Here is a 16,047-nt window from a genome sequence, read left to right as displayed (position 1 = left end):
GTCAGAAATATCCTTTTGAACAATTGGGGTTACTTGCCGTCGGCGGCGATACGCACCTTGATCATGCGATCGGGGTCGGTCACCGTCCCGTTCTGCGCCGCTTCGCCTTTCTTGATGTGGTCCACCAGCTCCATGCCGCTGACGACATTGCCAACGATGGTGTACTGGCCATCGAGCGGCGGTGCCGGCGCGAACATGATGAAGAATTGCGAATTGGCGGAATTCGGATCGTCGGAGCGGGCCATGCCGACCACGCCGCGCTGGTAGTGCTCGGTGCTGGAGAATTCGGCCGGCAGGTCGGGAAGATCGGAGCCGCCGGTGCCGACGGCGTCGGCATTGAAGCCGCTCTTCATGTTGCCGAACTTGACATCGCCGGTCTGCGCCATGAAGCCGTCGATGACGCGGTGAAAGGCGACGTTGTCGTAGGCGCCCTGGCGCACCAGCTTTTTGATCTGCGCGACGTGCTTCGGCGCAAGGTCGGGCCTCAGCGCGATGGTCACGTCACCGTCCTTCAACGTTACGATCATGGTGTTTTCCGGATCGGCGGCAAAGGCCGAGACGGATGCGGTCACAAGACCGGCGAGCACGGCAAGCAAGAAGGCAAGCTTTTTCAGCTGCATGGGATCTTTCTCCGAATATCTTCGTTCATGCATGGCGTTACCCAAAGCCGGGTTCCACTTTTGGGGTGACATGCATTTATTTCGCGAATTTGGCGGTGAGCGCGCCGGCCACGGCCGCCGGCACGAAGGGGCGGATGTCGCCTCCCATCGAAGCTATCTGGCGTACAAGTGTGGCGGTAATGGTGCGCACTGAAGGGCTGGCCGGCAGGAAAACCGTCTGCAGCTCCGGCGCCATGGTCTCGTTCATGCCGGCCATCTGCATCTCGTAGTCGAGATCGGTACCGTCACGCAGGCCGCGGATCATGATCGACGCGCCATGCTTCCTGGCCGCGTCGATGACCAGCCCGTCGAAGGCGACAACCTTGATGCGCGCACCGTCGCTGCCGAATTCTGCCTTCGTTGCCGTTTCGATCAGATCGACCCGTTCCTCGAAGGAAAACAACGGCTTCTTGCCGGGATGGATGCCGATCGCCGCATAGATGGTGTCCGCCACGGCCAGCGACGCCTTCAGCACGTCGAGATGGCCGTTGGTCAGCGGGTCGAAAGAGCCGGCATAGAGGGCGATGCGTTCGGTCATGGCAGGTGCTTCTAGCGAGCCTCTCCCCTAAAGGCAAATCCGATCGGCAGGCCCTCCCCATGAACCTTTTGGCCGACGTGAACGACAGATGAATGTGCCGCTCACAACGGCTTCACGCAGTGTTCACTAAGTTGCAGCTGCAGAAGATGAAACCAAACACCCATCTAATCGTTGTTAGGCGCAGGAGAACACGCACATGCTGATCTACATGCTCGCCACCGCAATGACCGTCGCCATGCTGATCGCTACCGTATTCGGGTTGCATCAGGAAGCACAGCGCGTCCGCGCCAAGGCCAATACCAAGCGGTTCGAAGGCTTCGGCAACCGCAAGCCTTATCGCCACTTCTAGATTGCGGGGGTTTCTTCACAGCGCCGGCCCATAGGGCTGGCGTCGTCGTGGCAAACTCACTCGACGGTAGCGTCAGACTCCCCACCTTCGGCATCGACACTCTCTTCGATCTCTTCATCCGCTTGCGGTTCTGAAATTCGCTCCACCGAAACGACCTTCTCGCCCTCTGCGGTATTGAAAATGGTAACGCCCTTGGTGGCGCGGCTGGCGAAACGAATACCGTTCACTGGAACGCGGATAACGGTACCGCCATCCGAAACCAGCATGATCTGATCGTCATTGCCGACCGGGAAGGTCGCCACCAGGCGGCCGATTTCAGCCGTTTTCGAGACGTCGGTGGCGCGGATACCCTTGCCGCCGCGACCGGTCAGGCGGAAATCGTAGGACGACGAACGCTTGCCGTAGCCATATTCCGTCACCGTCAGCACGAACTGCTCATGCGCCTTGAGGAATTCATACCGCTCGTCGGACAGCTCCGCCTCTTCGCCGACCTCTTCATTGGTGAGCTGGATTTCTTCCTCCTCGCCGGCCGCGATGTCGGCAGCGAGCCGGCGTTCGGCCACCAGCCGCTTGAGGTAAGCGGCACGCTCCGCCGGCGGCGCATCGACATGCTCGATCACCGCCATCGAGATCACCCGGTCGCCATCGGCCATCGCAATGCCGCGCACGCCGACCGAATTGCGGCTCTGGAAGACGCGTACGTCGCTGACCGGAAAGCGGATGCACTGGCCGGAACTTGCCGTCAAAAGCACGTCATCATTGTCGGTGCAGGTCTCGACGCCGAGGATCTCGTCGCCTTCCTCGTCCAGCTTCATGGCGATCTTGCCGTTGCGGTTGACCTGGACGAAGTCCGACAGCTTGTTGCGACGCACGGTGCCGCGCGTGGTGGCAAACATGACGTCGAGTTCGCCCCAACTCGTCTCATCCTCCGGTAGCGGCATGATCGTGGTGATGCGCTCGCCCTGTTCGAGCGGCAGCATATTGATCAACGCCTTGCCGCGCGATTGCGGATTGCCGATCGGCAGGCGCCAGACCTTTTCCTTGTAGACGATGCCGCGCGAGGAGAAGAACAGCACTGGCGTGTGCGTGTTGGCGACGAACAGCCGGGTGACGAAATCCTCTTCCTTGGTCGACATGCCGGAGCGGCCCTTGCCGCCGCGGCGCTGCGCCCGGTAGAGCGACAGCGGCACGCGCTTGATGTAGCCGGAATGGCTGACCGTGACGACCATGTCCTCGCGCTGGATCAGGTCCTCGTCTTCCATGTCCGCCCCGCCCTCGGCGAGCTCGGTGCGGCGCGGTGTGCCGAACTCGTCGCGCACGGCGATGAGTTCGTCCTTGACGATCTGCTGGATGCGGGCGCGGGACGACAGGATGTCCAGGTAATCCTTGATCTCGTCGCCGATCGTATTCAGCTCGTCGGCGATCTCGTCGCGGCCGAGCGCGGTCAGGCGCTGCAGGCGCAGTTCGAGGATGGCGCGGGCCTGCTCCTCGGAGAGATTGTAGGTTCCGTCCTCGTTGATGCGATGGCGCGGATCGTCGATCAACAGAATCAGCGATTCCACGTCGCCCGAAGGCCAGCGACGCTCCATCAACTGCTCGCGCGCCGTCTGCGGGTCTGGCGCCGTGCGGATCAGCTTGATGACTTCATCGATGTTGGCAACGGCGATGGCAAGGCCGACCAGCACATGGGCACGGTCGCGCGCCTTGCGCAGCAGGAATTTCGTGCGCCGGCTGATCACCTCTTCACGGAAGGCGACGAACGCCTTCAGCATGTCGGTCAGCGTCAGCAATTCCGGCTTGCCGCCGTTCAGCGCCACCATATTGGCGCCGAACGACGTCTGCAGCGGCGTGAAGCGGTAAAGCTGGTTGAGGATGACATCGGCGACCGCGTCGCGCTTCAGCTCGATGACGACGCGGTAGCCCTGGCGGTCGCTCTCGTCGCGAATGTCGGAAATGCCTTCGATGCGCTTGTCGCGCACCAGTTCGGCCATCTTCTCGATCATCGACGCCTTGTTCACCTGATAGGGAACCTCGGTGATGACGATCGATTCACGGTCGTTGCCGCGCGCCTCGACGTTGACGCGGCCGCGCATGACGATGGAGCCGCGGCCGGTCGAATAGGCGCTGTAGATGCCGGAACGGCCAAGCACGATGCCGCCGGTCGGGAAATCCGGCCCCGGAATGATCTCCATCAGCGCCGGAAGGTCGATCGCCGGATTGTCGATGAGGGCAATGGCGCCGTTGCAGACCTCGCCCAGATTGTGCGGCGGGATGTTGGTGGCCATGCCGACTGCTATACCGCCGGAGCCGTTGACCAACAGGTTCGGGAAGCGCGCCGGCAGGACTTTCGGTTCGCTGCCCGACGCATCGTAAGTGTCCTGGAAATCGACGGTGTCCTTGTCGATGTCTTCCAGCAACTCATGCGCGACCTTGGTCAGCCGCGATTCCGTGTAGCGCATCGCCGCCGGAGGATCGCCGTCGATCGAGCCGAAATTGCCCTGCCCGTCGATCAGCGTCACGCGCAGCGACCAATCCTGTGCCATGCGCACCAAAGCGTCGTAGATCGAGGCGTCGCCGTGCGGATGGTATTTACCCATCACGTCGGCGACCGGGCGTGCCGATTTCACATATTTGCGGTTCCAGTGATAGCCGCTCTCATAGGCGGCGTAGAGGATGCGGCGATGCACCGGCTTGAGGCCGTCGCGCACGTCCGGCAGCGCACGGCTGACGATCACGCTCATGGCGTAATCGAGATAGGAGCGCTGCATCTCCTCAATGATGGATATCGGCTCGATGCCGGTGGGGCCGCCGTCGGCGCCGCGCGGTGTCTTTTGGTCGGTCAAATCGGATCACAATCTAATCAGGAATCACTTGGTGCTTATATAGGAAGCCGGCCCGAAACTCCAACAATCGCGGCCGTTTTCCAGTGTGGTTTTTAGCGGCAAATTCAAAAGGATAAACCAATTGCGACGATATGGCCGTGGCACCCTTTCACGGGCGTCGCCGGCGGGCGCGATAAGTACCCGGCGCCTCGCCCATCAGCCGCCGGAAACGACGATTGAAGGTTGATAGATCGTTGAATCCCGCTGCAAAGGCGATCGCCGAAATCGTCTGATCCGACGTCCGCAGCCCCACGGCTGCCCTGTGCAGCCGCGCTCTCAGCAGGAACTGGTAGGGCGTCATGCCGGCGACGTGCCGGAAGGTGCGCAGGAAATGGTAGGGGCTGGTAGCGGTCTCGTCGGCGAGTTCGGCAAGCGAGATCGGCCGGTCGGCATCGAGTTCGAGTCGCCGCACCGCTTCGGCAACACGCTTCTGGTCACGGCGGCTCGGCGTCCGTCCCCGATCCGTGGCGCTGCAAGCCGCTGTTACCGCTGCACCGGCAATGCGCAGCGCGAGTTCCTCGAACGAGCCGGTGTCAGCCATCTCGCGCGCCGCCTCCGCTTCGGCGAGCAGCGGCACCAGCGCCGGCGAGGGCGGCAGGCGTGGCGTGCCGAAATCGAGCGTCTTCGCGCCCGGCACGTCGGCGACGATCCGCTCCATATAGGCCGGTCCGAAATGGAAGGAGAGGCAGCGGTCGCCAGCGCAATGCTCATGCCCGCATTCATAGCATGTGCCGGGATTGCCGAGCAGGAGCGCGCCCGGCGCCAGCATCGCCGTGCCCTGGCGCGCACGATAGCGGAAGGTGCCGCTGGTTACGGCGGCAATGCAGAAATCCCGATGCTCCTCCTCGAATGGCCTGTCGGCGGCGCTGGCGGTGCAGATGACATCCGACACCTGCCAGCCTCGGCCCGACGCAAGCCTGTGCGCGCTCGTCGCCATCGCCGAAATATAGCAATTTTTCCCAAGCGCAGAACCCCTGTCGGCCTCTATGCTTGCCGGTCTCCTGACAAGATGAGAGCGAAGCCATGTCCAATTCCTTTGCCAAGGCCCTGCACAGCGATGGACCCGTACCGGCCCTTGCCGAGAAACTGAACCTTTACGGCCGCTTCGTCGGCGCCTGGACGTTCGACGCCACGCGCCATCTCGAGGACGGCCAGGTGCTGACCGGGCGCGGCGAGGTGCATTTCGGCTGGGTGCTCGAAGGCCGGGCCATCCAGGACGTATGGATTCTGCCCGCCCGTGACGCTGGCGCCTCGCCGTCGCTCGGCAAATGGACCTTTTATGGCACGACTTTGCGCGTCTACGACCCCGACGTCGACGCCTGGCACATCTTCTGGAGCGATCCGCGCAGCCAGTACTACAGCCGCCAGCTCGGCCGTGCCGAGGGCGACACCATCATCCAGCAAGGCGCAGACGGCACTGGATCTGCTGTGCGCTGGAGCTTTTCGCGCATCACCGAAAATTCGTTCCGCTGGCTGGGCGAACGCTCACAGGACGACGGCGCCACCTGGCGTCTCGAAGTCGAGTTCCTGGCGCGGCGCGCCGCGAGCCCGTGATCCGCACGGTTTCCACTGGCTCCGCTTTGCTCTACCAATCCCGATATCCGGCATTGCCGGCGGGGAGGGTCAGCATGCCGAGCTTCGACAGCCTGTTCAACGCCTTCGTCACCATACTTGTGACGATCGATCCGCCCGGCCTGGCGCCGCTCTTCCTCGCCGTGACCCGCGGCATGAACCGCGAGGAACGCAACCAGGTCTCCGTGCGCGCCTCGGTCATCGCCTTCCTGGTGATGGCGTTGTTCGCAATCGCCGGCGCGTCGATCCTGTCGGTCTTCGGCATCACCCTGCCGGCCTTCCGCGTCGCCGGCGGCTTTCTGCTGTTCTTCATCGCCTTCGAAATGGTGTTCGAGCGCCGGCAGGACCGCAAGGAGAAGATCGGCGACGTCGCCATCACCAGGGACATGATCCACAACATCGCCGCCTTTCCGCTGGCGATCCCGCTTATTGCCGGTCCCGGCGCGATTTCGGCGACCGTCCTGCTCTCAAGCTCGTTTCAGGGTTTGGGCGCGCAGACAGCCCTTGTCGGCATCATCGCCATCTGCCTCGTCATCACTTACCTGGTGTTCGTGCTGTCAGAGCGCATCGACCGTATCCTCGGCCAAACCGGCCGTTCGATCCTGACGCGGCTGCTCGGCGTCATCCTGGCGGCGCTCGCCGTACAGTTCGTCGCCGACGGCATCAAGGCGCTGATGGCGACTTAGGAGCTGCCCTACTTCGCCGTCGTTTCAATGACTTCGAAGTCGTGGGTAATCTCGGCAGTCTTGGCCATCATTGCCGAGGCCGAGCAGTATTTCTCGATCGAAAGCCCGATTGCCCGCTTCACCTTGTCGTGTGACAGCGCCCGGCCCTTGACGACAAAATGCATGTGGATGCGGGTGAACACCTTGGGATCGGCTTCTGCACGGTCGGCATCGAGTTCGACCACACAATCTTCAACTGCCTCGCGCCCCTTTTCCAGGATATGGACCACGTCATAGGCCGAGCAGCCGCCGGTGCCGATCAGCACCAGTTCCATTGGGCTCGGCCCCGGTGTCTTGCCCTCCGGCCCAAACGCAGTGCCTAGCACCAGCTTGTGCTCACTGGCGGACTCGCCAATGAAAGTGCGCTCCTCGACCCATTTGACCCTTGCTTTCAACTGATACGTCCTTTCACCGCTCAAACGCACAACGTCCCGAAAATCCAAGACAGATTTTCGGGACGCCATTTCGTGGCCAAGATGCCGGCGCTTTTCGCCGCAAGGGCAGTCCGCCCCGAGAAATCAGAACGGAATTTCGTCGTCCAGCTCGCGCGACGAACCACCGCCGCCGCCCTTGTTGGCGCCACCGCGATTGAAACTTTCGCCCGGGCCGGACTGGCCGAAATCGGAACCGCGGCTCGCACCACCACCGGCATAGTTGCCGACCTGGCCGCCGCCCTCGCCCCGCGCATCGAGCATCTGCAGCTCGCCGCGGAATTTCTGCAACACGATTTCGGTCGTATAGCGGTCATTGCCGGTCTGGTCCTGCCATTTGCGCGTCTGCAGCTGGCCCTCGACATAGACCTTCATGCCCTTCTTCAGATACTGCTCGGCCACCTTGGCGATCTGGTCGTTGAAGATCACGACATTGTGCCATTCGGTCTTTTCCTTGCGCTCTCCGGATGTCTTGTCGCGCCAGCTTTCCGACGTCGCGATGCGGATGTTGACGACCGGGTCACCCGAATTCAGGCGGCGGATTTCAGGGTCCGCCCCGAGATTGCCCACCAGAATGACCTTGTTGACACTACCCGCCATGACACTTCTCCGCGCTCATCCGAAACCAAAATTTTGTCGCTGCACCTTACAGGCTATGGATAATCCCTGCCTGATGTGGCTGCCTTTTCCCACAAGGTTTTTGTTCTCTATTCGTTCTAGGTTAAAGGCCCTGCACTGTCAATAGATGTCAGTAACAAGTAGTGTCCTGGCGTCGAATTTCCACGAACCCTGAGATCGAGGCGAACTCAATGAAGATGGTCGAGCATGACGATCAGCCGCAAGAAGAATGGCGAACGGGAGTAAAGACCCGCATGCATGTCTCGGCCTGCAACGGCGCAACTCAACTTTGCATATTTGAACAATGGGTCGAACCCACGGTTGGCGCCCCGACACATTGGCACCCGGTCGAGGAAGTGCTTACCGTCATCGCCGGCAGGGCCGAGATGTGGATCGATGATGAGCATCTCGTCTTGACTGCCGGACAGTCGCTTGTTGTTGCCGCGCACAGGCAACATGGCTTCCGAAACGTCGGCTCCGAACTGCTTCATATCCGTGCCGTGCTCGCGTCACCCGTTTTCGAGGCGACATTTAACGGATCTCCAGACATGGTGAGACGCTGGCTTCCGACGCGTTTGTAAAATCTCGCCCGTCGTAAAAAAACACTGCCTGTCCTCGAAACGCGACTTGCCAAACCGATAAGTATCGACTTATGCTTTTAGCATGATCGAAGCAGACATTTTTCGGGCACTGGCCGATCCAACGCGTCGCGCCGTCTATGAGCGGCTCGCCGACGGCGAGATGACGGTGTCTGAACTGCGCACTGACATGCCGGTATCGCAGCCGGCGGTATCGCAGCATCTCGCCGTGCTGCGCGGCGCCGGCCTCGTCATCGAGCGGCGGGCCGGCCGCAACGCCTATTACCGCGCCGATCCGAAGGGGCTTGCGCCGCTGCTCGGCTGGATCGAACGCTACCGTGCGTTCTGGCCAGAGCGCATCGAAAGGCTCAAGACGGTGTTGAAGGACATGGACCAATGACCAGCCGAGGCAAAGAACGCGCGGAAATGGCCGCAGACAAGATCGAGTTCGAGTGCGAACTGCCCGAGCCGCCGGAAAAAGTGTGGAGGGCGCTGACGGTGCCGGACCTGCTCGCGGCCTGGATGATGCCGAACGACATCAAGCCCGAAATCGGCAACCGCTTTGCCTTTAAAGCGCCGAATGCGCCGATCGAGTGCGAAATCCTCGACGCAGATCCAGGACGGCTGCTGCGCTATTCCTGGCGGGAGCGGCCGGCGCCCGGCGATACGCAGGTGCCGCCCGGCAGCCCCCTGGACAGCCCAATGAGCGACAACCCAGTGGACAGCATCGTCACCTTTACCCTCGACCGCACCGTTTCCGGCGGCACGCATCTGCGCATCGTCCATGATGGTTTTGCTCGGGCAGCAGTGCCGGAGATCGCGATGGCATGCGCCGGTTGCCGACTCTCGTTTGAAGCGCGTGCTCCCAGGCACAAGCAGATCGCCGCAAACACCCCGCGCCTCCTTCTGCGCGCGGCCTGAACACGATCAGCCTACGGAGAAAAATAATGAGCGGCCTTGCCAATTTGGTTCCGATGGTGATCGAGCAGTCGAGCCGCGGCGAACGTGCCTTCGACATATTTTCGCGGCTGCTGCGCGAGCGCATCGTCTTCATCAACGGGCCGATCGACGACGGCACCTCGGCGCTAGTCTGCGCCCAGCTTCTGTCGCTGGAATCCGACAATCCCGACAAGGAGGTCTCGCTCTACATCAACTCGCCGGGCGGCGTGGTGACCAGCGGTTTCGCCATCTATGATACGATGCAGTATATCAGCTGCCCGGTCTCCACCGTTTGTATGGGTTTCGCCGCCTCGATGGCCTCGTTCCTTTTGATGGCCGGCACACCGGGGCGGCGCATCGCGCTACCCAACACCAGCATCGTGCTGCATCAGCCTCTCGGCGGCTTCCAGGGCCAAGCCTCCGATATCCAGCGCCATGCCGAGGGCATCCTTCGCACCAAGCGGCGCATGACCGATCTTTACGCCCACCATTGCGGCCGCACCTACGAAGAAGTGGAACGCACGCTCGACCGCGACTTTTTCATGACTGCGCAGGAGGCCAAGGATTGGGGCCTCGTCGACCATGTTTTCGACACTCGCAAGCAGGCCGCATGAACGAGCCGGGCCGGCGGACGATCGGGCGCCTGCAATTTCAGCGCCATCGGTCTGGTCTTGCCGCTATCACGGCACTATACTCCGGCGATGACTGCCAGCCGTTCATCCAGCCTGTTATGCCTTGCTATCGCTACCGTGGCCGGCACGAACATGCTGGTGGACATGGCATTTGCCCAAGATAATTCGACGTCTTCGCAAAAGGGCGCCCTGCCCGGCGTGACCGGCGACTATCGCATCGCCGAGCCTACCCCGCAGCCTGAGCCAGACGACGCGGTTCCAAGCAGCGGCAACGGCACGTTCAAGATCGGCGATACCGACGTTCGCATTTCCGGCAGCATAACCATCGACGTCGCTACCGGCGGGATCAGGCCCCCCAGCCGGTAAGTTCGCCTGGTATGCACCACAAATGTGCGCTTCAAACGAACAGCCCCGCCATTGCTTGTGCAACTGACGGGGCTTCTTGGATCTGAAATCCAAATTGCCGGGAGTTTCATGCCGGCTTTTCATTTCGGATGCTTCGCGGCGTTCAGCCGACGATCCGACTAGCAGTCTCTGATTGTTGTGGGGATCGGCAAGTCAACGTTGGCAGGTAGCGCGCAAAACGCCTGACCTGGCCACTTATACCTGCCGCGGCTCCAGCGACACGTGGAGCCTCAAGGAACTATCCGGTGGAGTCATGCCTCTGCTCTCCTTCTGTTCGTTGCGACTGTCGTCGTCGAAGCGCTCATCGCAAACCCGCGGCGTCTCGCAGGCTAGCCCCAGGCCGCGAGGCCATCGAAAGACGGCCGGCTTCGTTGACGTCTGGAGTCTGCCCCCGTGACGCATTGACGTCAACCTTGAATAGCCGATTACCGAAAAATGTGATCGCGAGACGCGCTTTGTGAAGCCGGCTGTACGGGCAGCTTTTGTCAGGAGCGTGTTCGGCCTTTGTTCTTTCCGCTTGCCCGTTCGCGCGAAAGGCGGTTAAACGCTTTGGTCGAGAGTTGTGGCGTCTCTCGAAAAGGCGGCGAAATTACCTACATAGGGGATGGTCGGGAAAACCCGCCCATCCCACGAATTCCAGATTCTGAGGCGGCGACCGGCGATGGCCGACCATAAATATCTCTCCATTCGCGGGGCACGCGAACACAATCTGAAGAACGTCGATCTCGACCTGCCGCGTGACAGCCTGATCGTCATGACCGGCCTGTCGGGGTCGGGCAAGTCGTCGCTTGCCTTCGACACCATCTACGCCGAGGGCCAGCGCCGCTATGTCGAGAGCCTTTCGGCCTATGCACGGCAATTCCTCGAAATGATGCAGAAGCCGGACGTCGACCAGATCGACGGCCTGTCGCCGGCCATCTCCATCGAGCAGAAGACCACCTCGAAGAACCCACGTTCGACGGTCGGCACCGTCACCGAGATCTACGACTATATGCGGCTTTTGTTCGCCCGCGTCGGCGTACCCTATTCACCGGCCACCGGCCTGCCGATCGAGAGCCAGACGGTTTCGCAGATGGTCGACCGGGTGCTTGCAGTCGAGGAAGGCACCCGGCTGTTCATCCTGGCGCCGATGGTGCGCGGCCGCAAAGGCGAGTACCGCAAGGAACTGCTGGAGCTGCAGAAGAAGGGGTTTCAGCGCGTCAAGGTCGATGGCGTCTTCTACGAGATCGCCGACGTGCCGGCCTTGGACAAGAAGTACAAGCATGACATCGACGTTGTCGTCGACCGCATCGTCGTGCGCGGCGATCTGGCGACGCGGCTCGCCGATTCCATCGAGACCGCGCTGAAGCTTGCAGACGGACTGGCGGTAGCGGAATTTGCCGACAAGCCGCTCGACGCCAGCCAGACCGGCGAGGATTCGGTCAACAAATCGAAGAACGAGACGCATGAACGCATGCTGTTCTCGGAAAAGTTCGCCTGCCCGGTATCCGGTTTCACCATTCCCGAGATCGAGCCCAGGCTGTTCTCCTTCAACAATCCGTTCGGCGCCTGCCCGACCTGCGACGGGCTCGGCAGCCAGCGCGCCATCGATGCCAGCCTGGTCGTGCCCGACGAGAATGTCTCGCTGCGCGCCGGCGCCGTCAGCCCGTGGGCGAAGTCGACCTCGCCCTATTATGCGCAAACGCTGGAAGCGCTGGGCGTTGCCTATGGCTTCAAGCTCGGCGACAAGTTCAAGGATCTGAGCGACGAGGCAAAGCAAGCCGTCCTGCACGGCACCGGCGAGCGCGAAATCACCTTCCACTACGATGACGGCCTGCGCTCCTACAAGACGACGAAAACCTTCGAGGGCGTCATCCCCAATCTCGAGCGCCGCTGGAAAGAAACCGAATCCGCCTGGATGCGCGAGGAGATCGAGCGCTTCATGTCGGCCACACCGTGCCCGGCGTGCCGCGGCTATCGGCTGAAGGCCGAGGCGCTCGCGGTCAAGATCGCCGGCAAGCACATTGGCGAGGTCACCGAGCTGTCGATCCGCAAGGCCGACCAGTGGTTCACCGATCTGCCCGCTTCGCTCAACGACAAGCAGAACGAGATCGCGGTGCGCGTGCTCAAGGAAATCCGCGAGCGGCTGCGCTTCCTCAACGATGTCGGGCTCGATTATCTGACGCTGTCGCGCAACTCCGGCACGCTTTCGGGCGGCGAGAGCCAGCGCATCCGTCTTGCCTCGCAGATCGGCTCCGGCCTGACCGGCGTGCTTTACGTGCTGGACGAGCCATCGATCGGTCTGCACCAGCGCGACAATGCCCGCCTGCTCGATACGCTGAAGCATCTGCGCGACATCGGCAACACGGTGATCGTCGTCGAGCACGACGAGGACGCCATACTGCATGCCGACTACGTCGTCGATATCGGCCCGGCCGCCGGCATTCATGGCGGCCACATCATCGCCCAGGGCACGCCGCAGCAGATCATGGCGACGCCCGCTTCGATCACCGGCAAATATCTGTCGGGCGAGCTCGAAGTGGCAACGCCGGCAGCGCGGCGTGAGGCCAGGAAGAACCGCCGGCTGAAGGTCGTCGGCGCGCGCGGCAACAATCTGAAGAACGTCACCGCCGAAATCCCGCTCGGCACGTTTACCGCCGTCACGGGCGTATCCGGCGGCGGCAAGTCGACCTTCCTGATCGAGACGTTGTTCAAGGCGGCGTCGCGCCGTATCATGGGCTCGCGCGAGCATCCGGCCGAGCACGACCGCGTCGAGGGGCTGGAATTCCTCGACAAGGTCATTGATATCGACCAGTCGCCGATCGGGCGCACCCCGCGCTCCAATCCCGCCACCTATACCGGCGCCTTCACGCCGATCCGCGACTGGTTCGCCGGCCTGCCGGAGGCCAAGGCGCGTGGCTACCAGCCGGGCCGCTTCTCGTTCAACGTCAAGGGCGGCCGCTGCGAGGCCTGCCAGGGCGACGGCGTCATCAAAATCGAGATGCACTTCCTGCCCGACGTCTACGTTACCTGCGACGTCTGCCACGGCAAGCGCTACAACCGCGAGACACTGGACGTCCTGTTCAAGGGCAAGTCGATCGCCGACGTTCTCGACATGACGGTCGAGGAAGGCGTCGATTTTTTCGCTGCCGTGCCCGGCGTGCGCGACAAGCTGGAGACGCTGAAACGGGTCGGCCTCGGCTACATCCATGTTGGCCAGCAGGCAACGACCTTGTCGGGCGGCGAGGCGCAGCGCATCAAGCTTGCCAAGGAACTGTCGCGCAAGGCGACGGGCAAGACGCTCTACATTCTCGATGAGCCAACCACCGGCCTGCATTTCCACGACGTCGCCAAGCTGCTTGAAGTGCTGCACGAGCTGGTCGACCAGGGCAACACGGTCGTCGTCATCGAGCACAATCTAGAGGTGATCAAGACCGCTGACTGGGTTCTCGATCTTGGCCCCGAAGGTGGTGACGGCGGCGGCGAGCTGGTGGCGTCCGGCACGCCTGAGGACATCGTCCGCGAAAAGCGCAGCTATACCGGGCAGTTCCTGAGGGAATTGCTGGAGCGGCGCCCCGGAGGCAAGCGCGAAGCGGCGGAGTGATGGCAAAGAACGGTCTCATCACGGTCGAAAGCCATTTCGGCGTGACCGAAACCATCGATCGCCTGGTCGAGACTGTGGAACGTGCAGGATTGCTGGTCTTCGCCCGCATCGATCACGCCGCTGGTGCGCGCAGTGTCGAAGCTTCCCTGCGTCCGACCCAGCTCCTGATTTTCGGCAATCCGAAAGGCGGTACGCCACTGATGCAGGACCGGCAGCTTGCCGGTATCGATCTGCCGGTCAAGGCACTGGCCTGGGAGGACGAGCAAGGCAAGGTCTGGCTCTCCTACAATGACGCACACCGGCTCGCTGAGCGCCACGGCTTGGGCGACAGCAGTCGCAATGCCGTTGCCGCGATAGCGGCCGGCATGGACAAGGTGATTGCGGCCGCTGCCGGCGCGGGCCAGTTTTGATCATGAGAGCCGCTCGGGCCGATGATCTCCTCACGGTGATCTCGCTCACCACCGACGCCTACGCGCCCTACACTGCCCTGTTCGAAGCGCCGCCGATCCCCGTCACCGAAGACTATGCGCCGCGCATAGAACGCGGCGAGGTCTGGCTTTCGGAGCAGGACGGACAGCCGGCCGGCTTGATCGTTCTCGAACGACATGCGGACCATACAATGATCTTCAGCGTCGCCGTTGCGCCCGCCTTTCAGGGCAAGGGTTTCGGCATCGGGCTGCTCGACTGGGCCGAGCAACAGACGCGCCTGTGGAGCTTGCCTGAAATCCGACTCTACACCAATACCAAAATGGAACGGAACGTTTCGTTGTATAAGGCCTACGGCTTTCGCGAAACGGGTCGCCGGCCCAATCCATATCGGCCGGGATGGACGGTCGTCGACATGGCGAAAGCTATCGAGACGACCGCCATCGCGTGATCCTTTTCTGCAAACCGGGAGGACGACCATGACTCAATCAGGAACAATCCGCGCCGGCATGGGCGGCTGGACCTTCGAGCCGTGGGACACGTCCTTCTACCCGGACAAATTGTCGAAGGCCAAGCAACTGCATTATGCCAGCCGGCAGGTGCCCACTATCGAGGTCAACGGCACCTATTATTCGAGCTTCAAGGAGCCGACCTTCGTCAAATGGGCCAACGAGGCGCCGGATGGTTTCGTCTATTCGCTGAAGGGCAACCGCTTCGTCACCAACCGCCGGGTGCTCGGCGAGGCCGGGGAATCGATTATGCGCTTCCTCGGGTCGGGCGTCGCGGCACTTGGCGACAAGCTCGGGCCGATCCTGTGGCAATTCGCGCCGACCAAGAGATTCGACCCGGACGACTTCGAGGCCTTCCTCAAGCTGTTGCCGGAAAAGCAGGACGGCGTTGCGCTGCGCCACGCGGTCGAGGTGCGCAACGACAGCTTCGTCGTGCCGGAGTTCGCCGCCTTGGCGCGAAAGCACAAGGCCGCCATCGTCTATGCCGACCACGCCAAATATCCGGGGATTGCCGACGTCACCGGCGATTTCATCTATGCGCGGCTGCAGACCGGCAGCGACGACAATCCCGATTGCTACACGCCAAAGGCGCTCGACGAATGGGCGGCGCGCGCAAAAACCTGGGCGGAAGGCAAGGTGCCGGCCGACCTGTCACGCGCCGATCCTTCAACCGACGCGCCGGTCAAGCCACGCGATGTGTTCGTCTACTTCATCACAGAGGGCAAAGTCCGCGCTCCATTCGGCGCCATCGCGCTGATGAAGCGGGTCGCCGGCTGACGCCCCCGCTGTCGGTGGTCTGCCTGGCCGGGTCCGAAACTACCGGCTATGCGGCGCGCTCGTCCGGACGGCGATCAACCCTGAGGATCTCGTTAAAGGCATCAAGATCGACATAGAAGACCTTGGTGATCTCCGCGATGAGTTCGTCGTGTTCATATCCTTGCGATTTCAGAATGTTAATGGCTGTCAGGATGTCGACGCGCTCCGTGAGCCGTCGTTTCTGGTAGTCCTCGACATAGCGCTCCATCGACTGGCCCTGGCTCCCAAGCACCCGAAATGTTAGACGACAACAGACCGCTGGAAGGGAACGGCTTGCGCGCAAGCATGCCGACGCGAGCCGCGCCTTCCCCTGATCTGCCAAGTTGAAACTGGTACGGAAAGCGGCCGACTCACCAAGGCCAAGCAAAATCTAGCACGCAATCTG

19 protein-coding genes are annotated in these 16,047 nt (G+C 62.1%); 12 read left to right on the top strand and 7 right to left on the bottom strand.

What is annotated here, in order from left to right; all coding sequences use genetic code 11:
• Positions 1 to 29 precede the first annotated feature (29 nt).
• A complete protein-coding gene (locus NKJ46_RS19370) occupies positions 30 to 620 on the bottom strand; it encodes a peptidylprolyl isomerase (protein WP_352491575.1) in 591 nt (196 codons plus the stop codon).
• A 76-nt stretch (positions 621 to 696) separates the two neighbouring features.
• The gene (gene coaD, locus NKJ46_RS19365) at positions 697 to 1,197 is read right to left on the bottom strand and encodes a pantetheine-phosphate adenylyltransferase (RefSeq protein ID WP_352666537.1); all 501 of its coding nucleotides are present in this window, start codon (positions 1,195 to 1,197) and stop codon (positions 697 to 699) included.
• A gap of 196 nt (positions 1,198 to 1,393) precedes the next feature.
• On the opposite strand from coaD, the gene NKJ46_RS19360 reads away from it, so the two are divergent.
• A complete protein-coding gene (locus tag NKJ46_RS19360) occupies positions 1,394 to 1,546 on the top strand; it encodes a hypothetical protein (protein WP_254817366.1) in 153 nt (50 codons plus the stop codon).
• Positions 1,547 to 1,602: 56 nt separating this feature from the next.
• Here the strand turns inward: NKJ46_RS19360 and gyrA are convergent, their stop codons facing one another.
• Together gyrA and NKJ46_RS19350 are read right to left on the bottom strand one after the other, a co-directional pair.
• Positions 1,603 to 4,389, bottom strand: coding sequence for a DNA gyrase subunit A (gyrA, locus tag NKJ46_RS19355; protein WP_352666535.1), 2,787 nt, complete (start codon positions 4,387 to 4,389; stop codon positions 1,603 to 1,605).
• A gap of 148 nt (positions 4,390 to 4,537) precedes the next feature.
• The gene (locus tag NKJ46_RS19350; protein ID WP_352666534.1) at positions 4,538 to 5,365 is read right to left on the bottom strand and encodes a helix-turn-helix transcriptional regulator; all 828 of its coding nucleotides are present in this window, start codon (positions 5,363 to 5,365) and stop codon (positions 4,538 to 4,540) included.
• Between the two features lie 86 nt (positions 5,366 to 5,451).
• Here NKJ46_RS19350 and NKJ46_RS19345 point away from each other — a divergent pair, with 86 nt between their 5' ends.
• Both NKJ46_RS19345 and NKJ46_RS19340 read left to right on the top strand, forming a co-directional pair.
• On the top strand, positions 5,452 to 5,982 hold the full coding sequence (locus NKJ46_RS19345; protein WP_352666532.1) for a hypothetical protein: 531 nt from the start codon (positions 5,452 to 5,454) through the stop codon (positions 5,980 to 5,982).
• Positions 5,983 to 6,056: 74 nt separating this feature from the next.
• On the top strand, positions 6,057 to 6,686 hold the full coding sequence (locus NKJ46_RS19340) for a MarC family protein (protein ID WP_023674869.1): 630 nt from the start codon (positions 6,057 to 6,059) through the stop codon (positions 6,684 to 6,686).
• Between the two features lie 8 nt (positions 6,687 to 6,694).
• Here NKJ46_RS19340 and NKJ46_RS19335 read toward each other — a convergent pair whose 3' ends face one another.
• Entirely contained in the window at positions 6,695 to 7,120 is a 426-nt protein-coding gene (locus tag NKJ46_RS19335) for an OsmC family protein (RefSeq protein WP_352666530.1), read from the bottom strand.
• A gap of 123 nt (positions 7,121 to 7,243) precedes the next feature.
• Positions 7,244 to 7,756, bottom strand: a complete 513-nt coding sequence (locus tag NKJ46_RS19330; protein ID WP_352448761.1) for a single-stranded DNA-binding protein — start codon at positions 7,754 to 7,756, stop codon at positions 7,244 to 7,246.
• Between the two features lie 209 nt (positions 7,757 to 7,965).
• Here NKJ46_RS19330 and NKJ46_RS19325 point away from each other — a divergent pair, with 209 nt between their 5' ends.
• From NKJ46_RS19325 to NKJ46_RS19285, 9 genes are all read left to right on the top strand, one after another.
• On the top strand, positions 7,966 to 8,355 hold the full coding sequence (locus tag NKJ46_RS19325; protein WP_352666528.1) for a cupin domain-containing protein: 390 nt from the start codon (positions 7,966 to 7,968) through the stop codon (positions 8,353 to 8,355).
• Positions 8,356 to 8,437: 82 nt separating this feature from the next.
• Positions 8,438 to 8,752: an ArsR/SmtB family transcription factor gene (locus NKJ46_RS19320; protein WP_352666526.1), complete on the top strand. Its 315-nt coding sequence runs from the start codon at positions 8,438 to 8,440 to the stop codon at positions 8,750 to 8,752.
• Positions 8,749 to 9,273 (top strand): SRPBCC family protein, encoded by a 525-nt coding sequence (locus tag NKJ46_RS19315; protein ID WP_352666524.1) that lies wholly within the window; start codon positions 8,749 to 8,751, stop codon positions 9,271 to 9,273. The genes NKJ46_RS19320 and NKJ46_RS19315 overlap by 4 nt, the downstream gene beginning before the upstream one ends.
• Before the next feature lie 26 nt (positions 9,274 to 9,299).
• The gene (locus NKJ46_RS19310; protein ID WP_254817374.1) at positions 9,300 to 9,905 is read left to right on the top strand and encodes an ATP-dependent Clp protease proteolytic subunit; all 606 of its coding nucleotides are present in this window, start codon (positions 9,300 to 9,302) and stop codon (positions 9,903 to 9,905) included.
• A gap of 87 nt (positions 9,906 to 9,992) precedes the next feature.
• Positions 9,993 to 10,289, top strand: coding sequence for a hypothetical protein (locus tag NKJ46_RS19305; RefSeq protein ID WP_352666522.1), 297 nt, complete (start codon positions 9,993 to 9,995; stop codon positions 10,287 to 10,289).
• A gap of 700 nt (positions 10,290 to 10,989) precedes the next feature.
• Positions 10,990 to 13,911, top strand: a complete 2,922-nt coding sequence (gene uvrA, locus NKJ46_RS19300) for an excinuclease ABC subunit UvrA (RefSeq protein ID WP_352666520.1) — start codon at positions 10,990 to 10,992, stop codon at positions 13,909 to 13,911.
• The gene (locus tag NKJ46_RS19295) at positions 13,911 to 14,321 is read left to right on the top strand and encodes a DUF302 domain-containing protein (RefSeq protein ID WP_352666519.1); all 411 of its coding nucleotides are present in this window, start codon (positions 13,911 to 13,913) and stop codon (positions 14,319 to 14,321) included. The genes uvrA and NKJ46_RS19295 overlap by 1 nt, the downstream gene beginning before the upstream one ends.
• Entirely contained in the window at positions 14,318 to 14,788 is a 471-nt protein-coding gene (locus NKJ46_RS19290) for a GNAT family N-acetyltransferase (RefSeq protein WP_352666517.1), read from the top strand. The genes NKJ46_RS19295 and NKJ46_RS19290 overlap by 4 nt, the downstream gene beginning before the upstream one ends.
• 28 nt (positions 14,789 to 14,816) lie before the next feature.
• On the top strand, positions 14,817 to 15,623 hold the full coding sequence (locus NKJ46_RS19285) for a DUF72 domain-containing protein (RefSeq protein ID WP_352666515.1): 807 nt from the start codon (positions 14,817 to 14,819) through the stop codon (positions 15,621 to 15,623).
• 46 nt (positions 15,624 to 15,669) lie between these two features.
• Here the strand turns inward: NKJ46_RS19285 and NKJ46_RS19280 are convergent, their stop codons facing one another.
• Positions 15,670 to 15,870 carry a hypothetical protein gene (locus NKJ46_RS19280; RefSeq protein WP_352666514.1) on the bottom strand — a complete coding sequence of 67 codons (201 nt, stop codon included), beginning with the start codon at positions 15,868 to 15,870 and terminating at the stop codon, positions 15,670 to 15,672.
• Positions 15,871 to 16,047: the final 177 nt, after the last annotated feature.

Origin of the sequence: Mesorhizobium sp. M0166, from assembly GCF_040322255.1 — a bacterium.
Lineage (GTDB): Bacteria > Pseudomonadota > Alphaproteobacteria > Rhizobiales > Rhizobiaceae > Mesorhizobium.
This window is presented reverse-complemented; position numbering and strand designations above follow the sequence as displayed.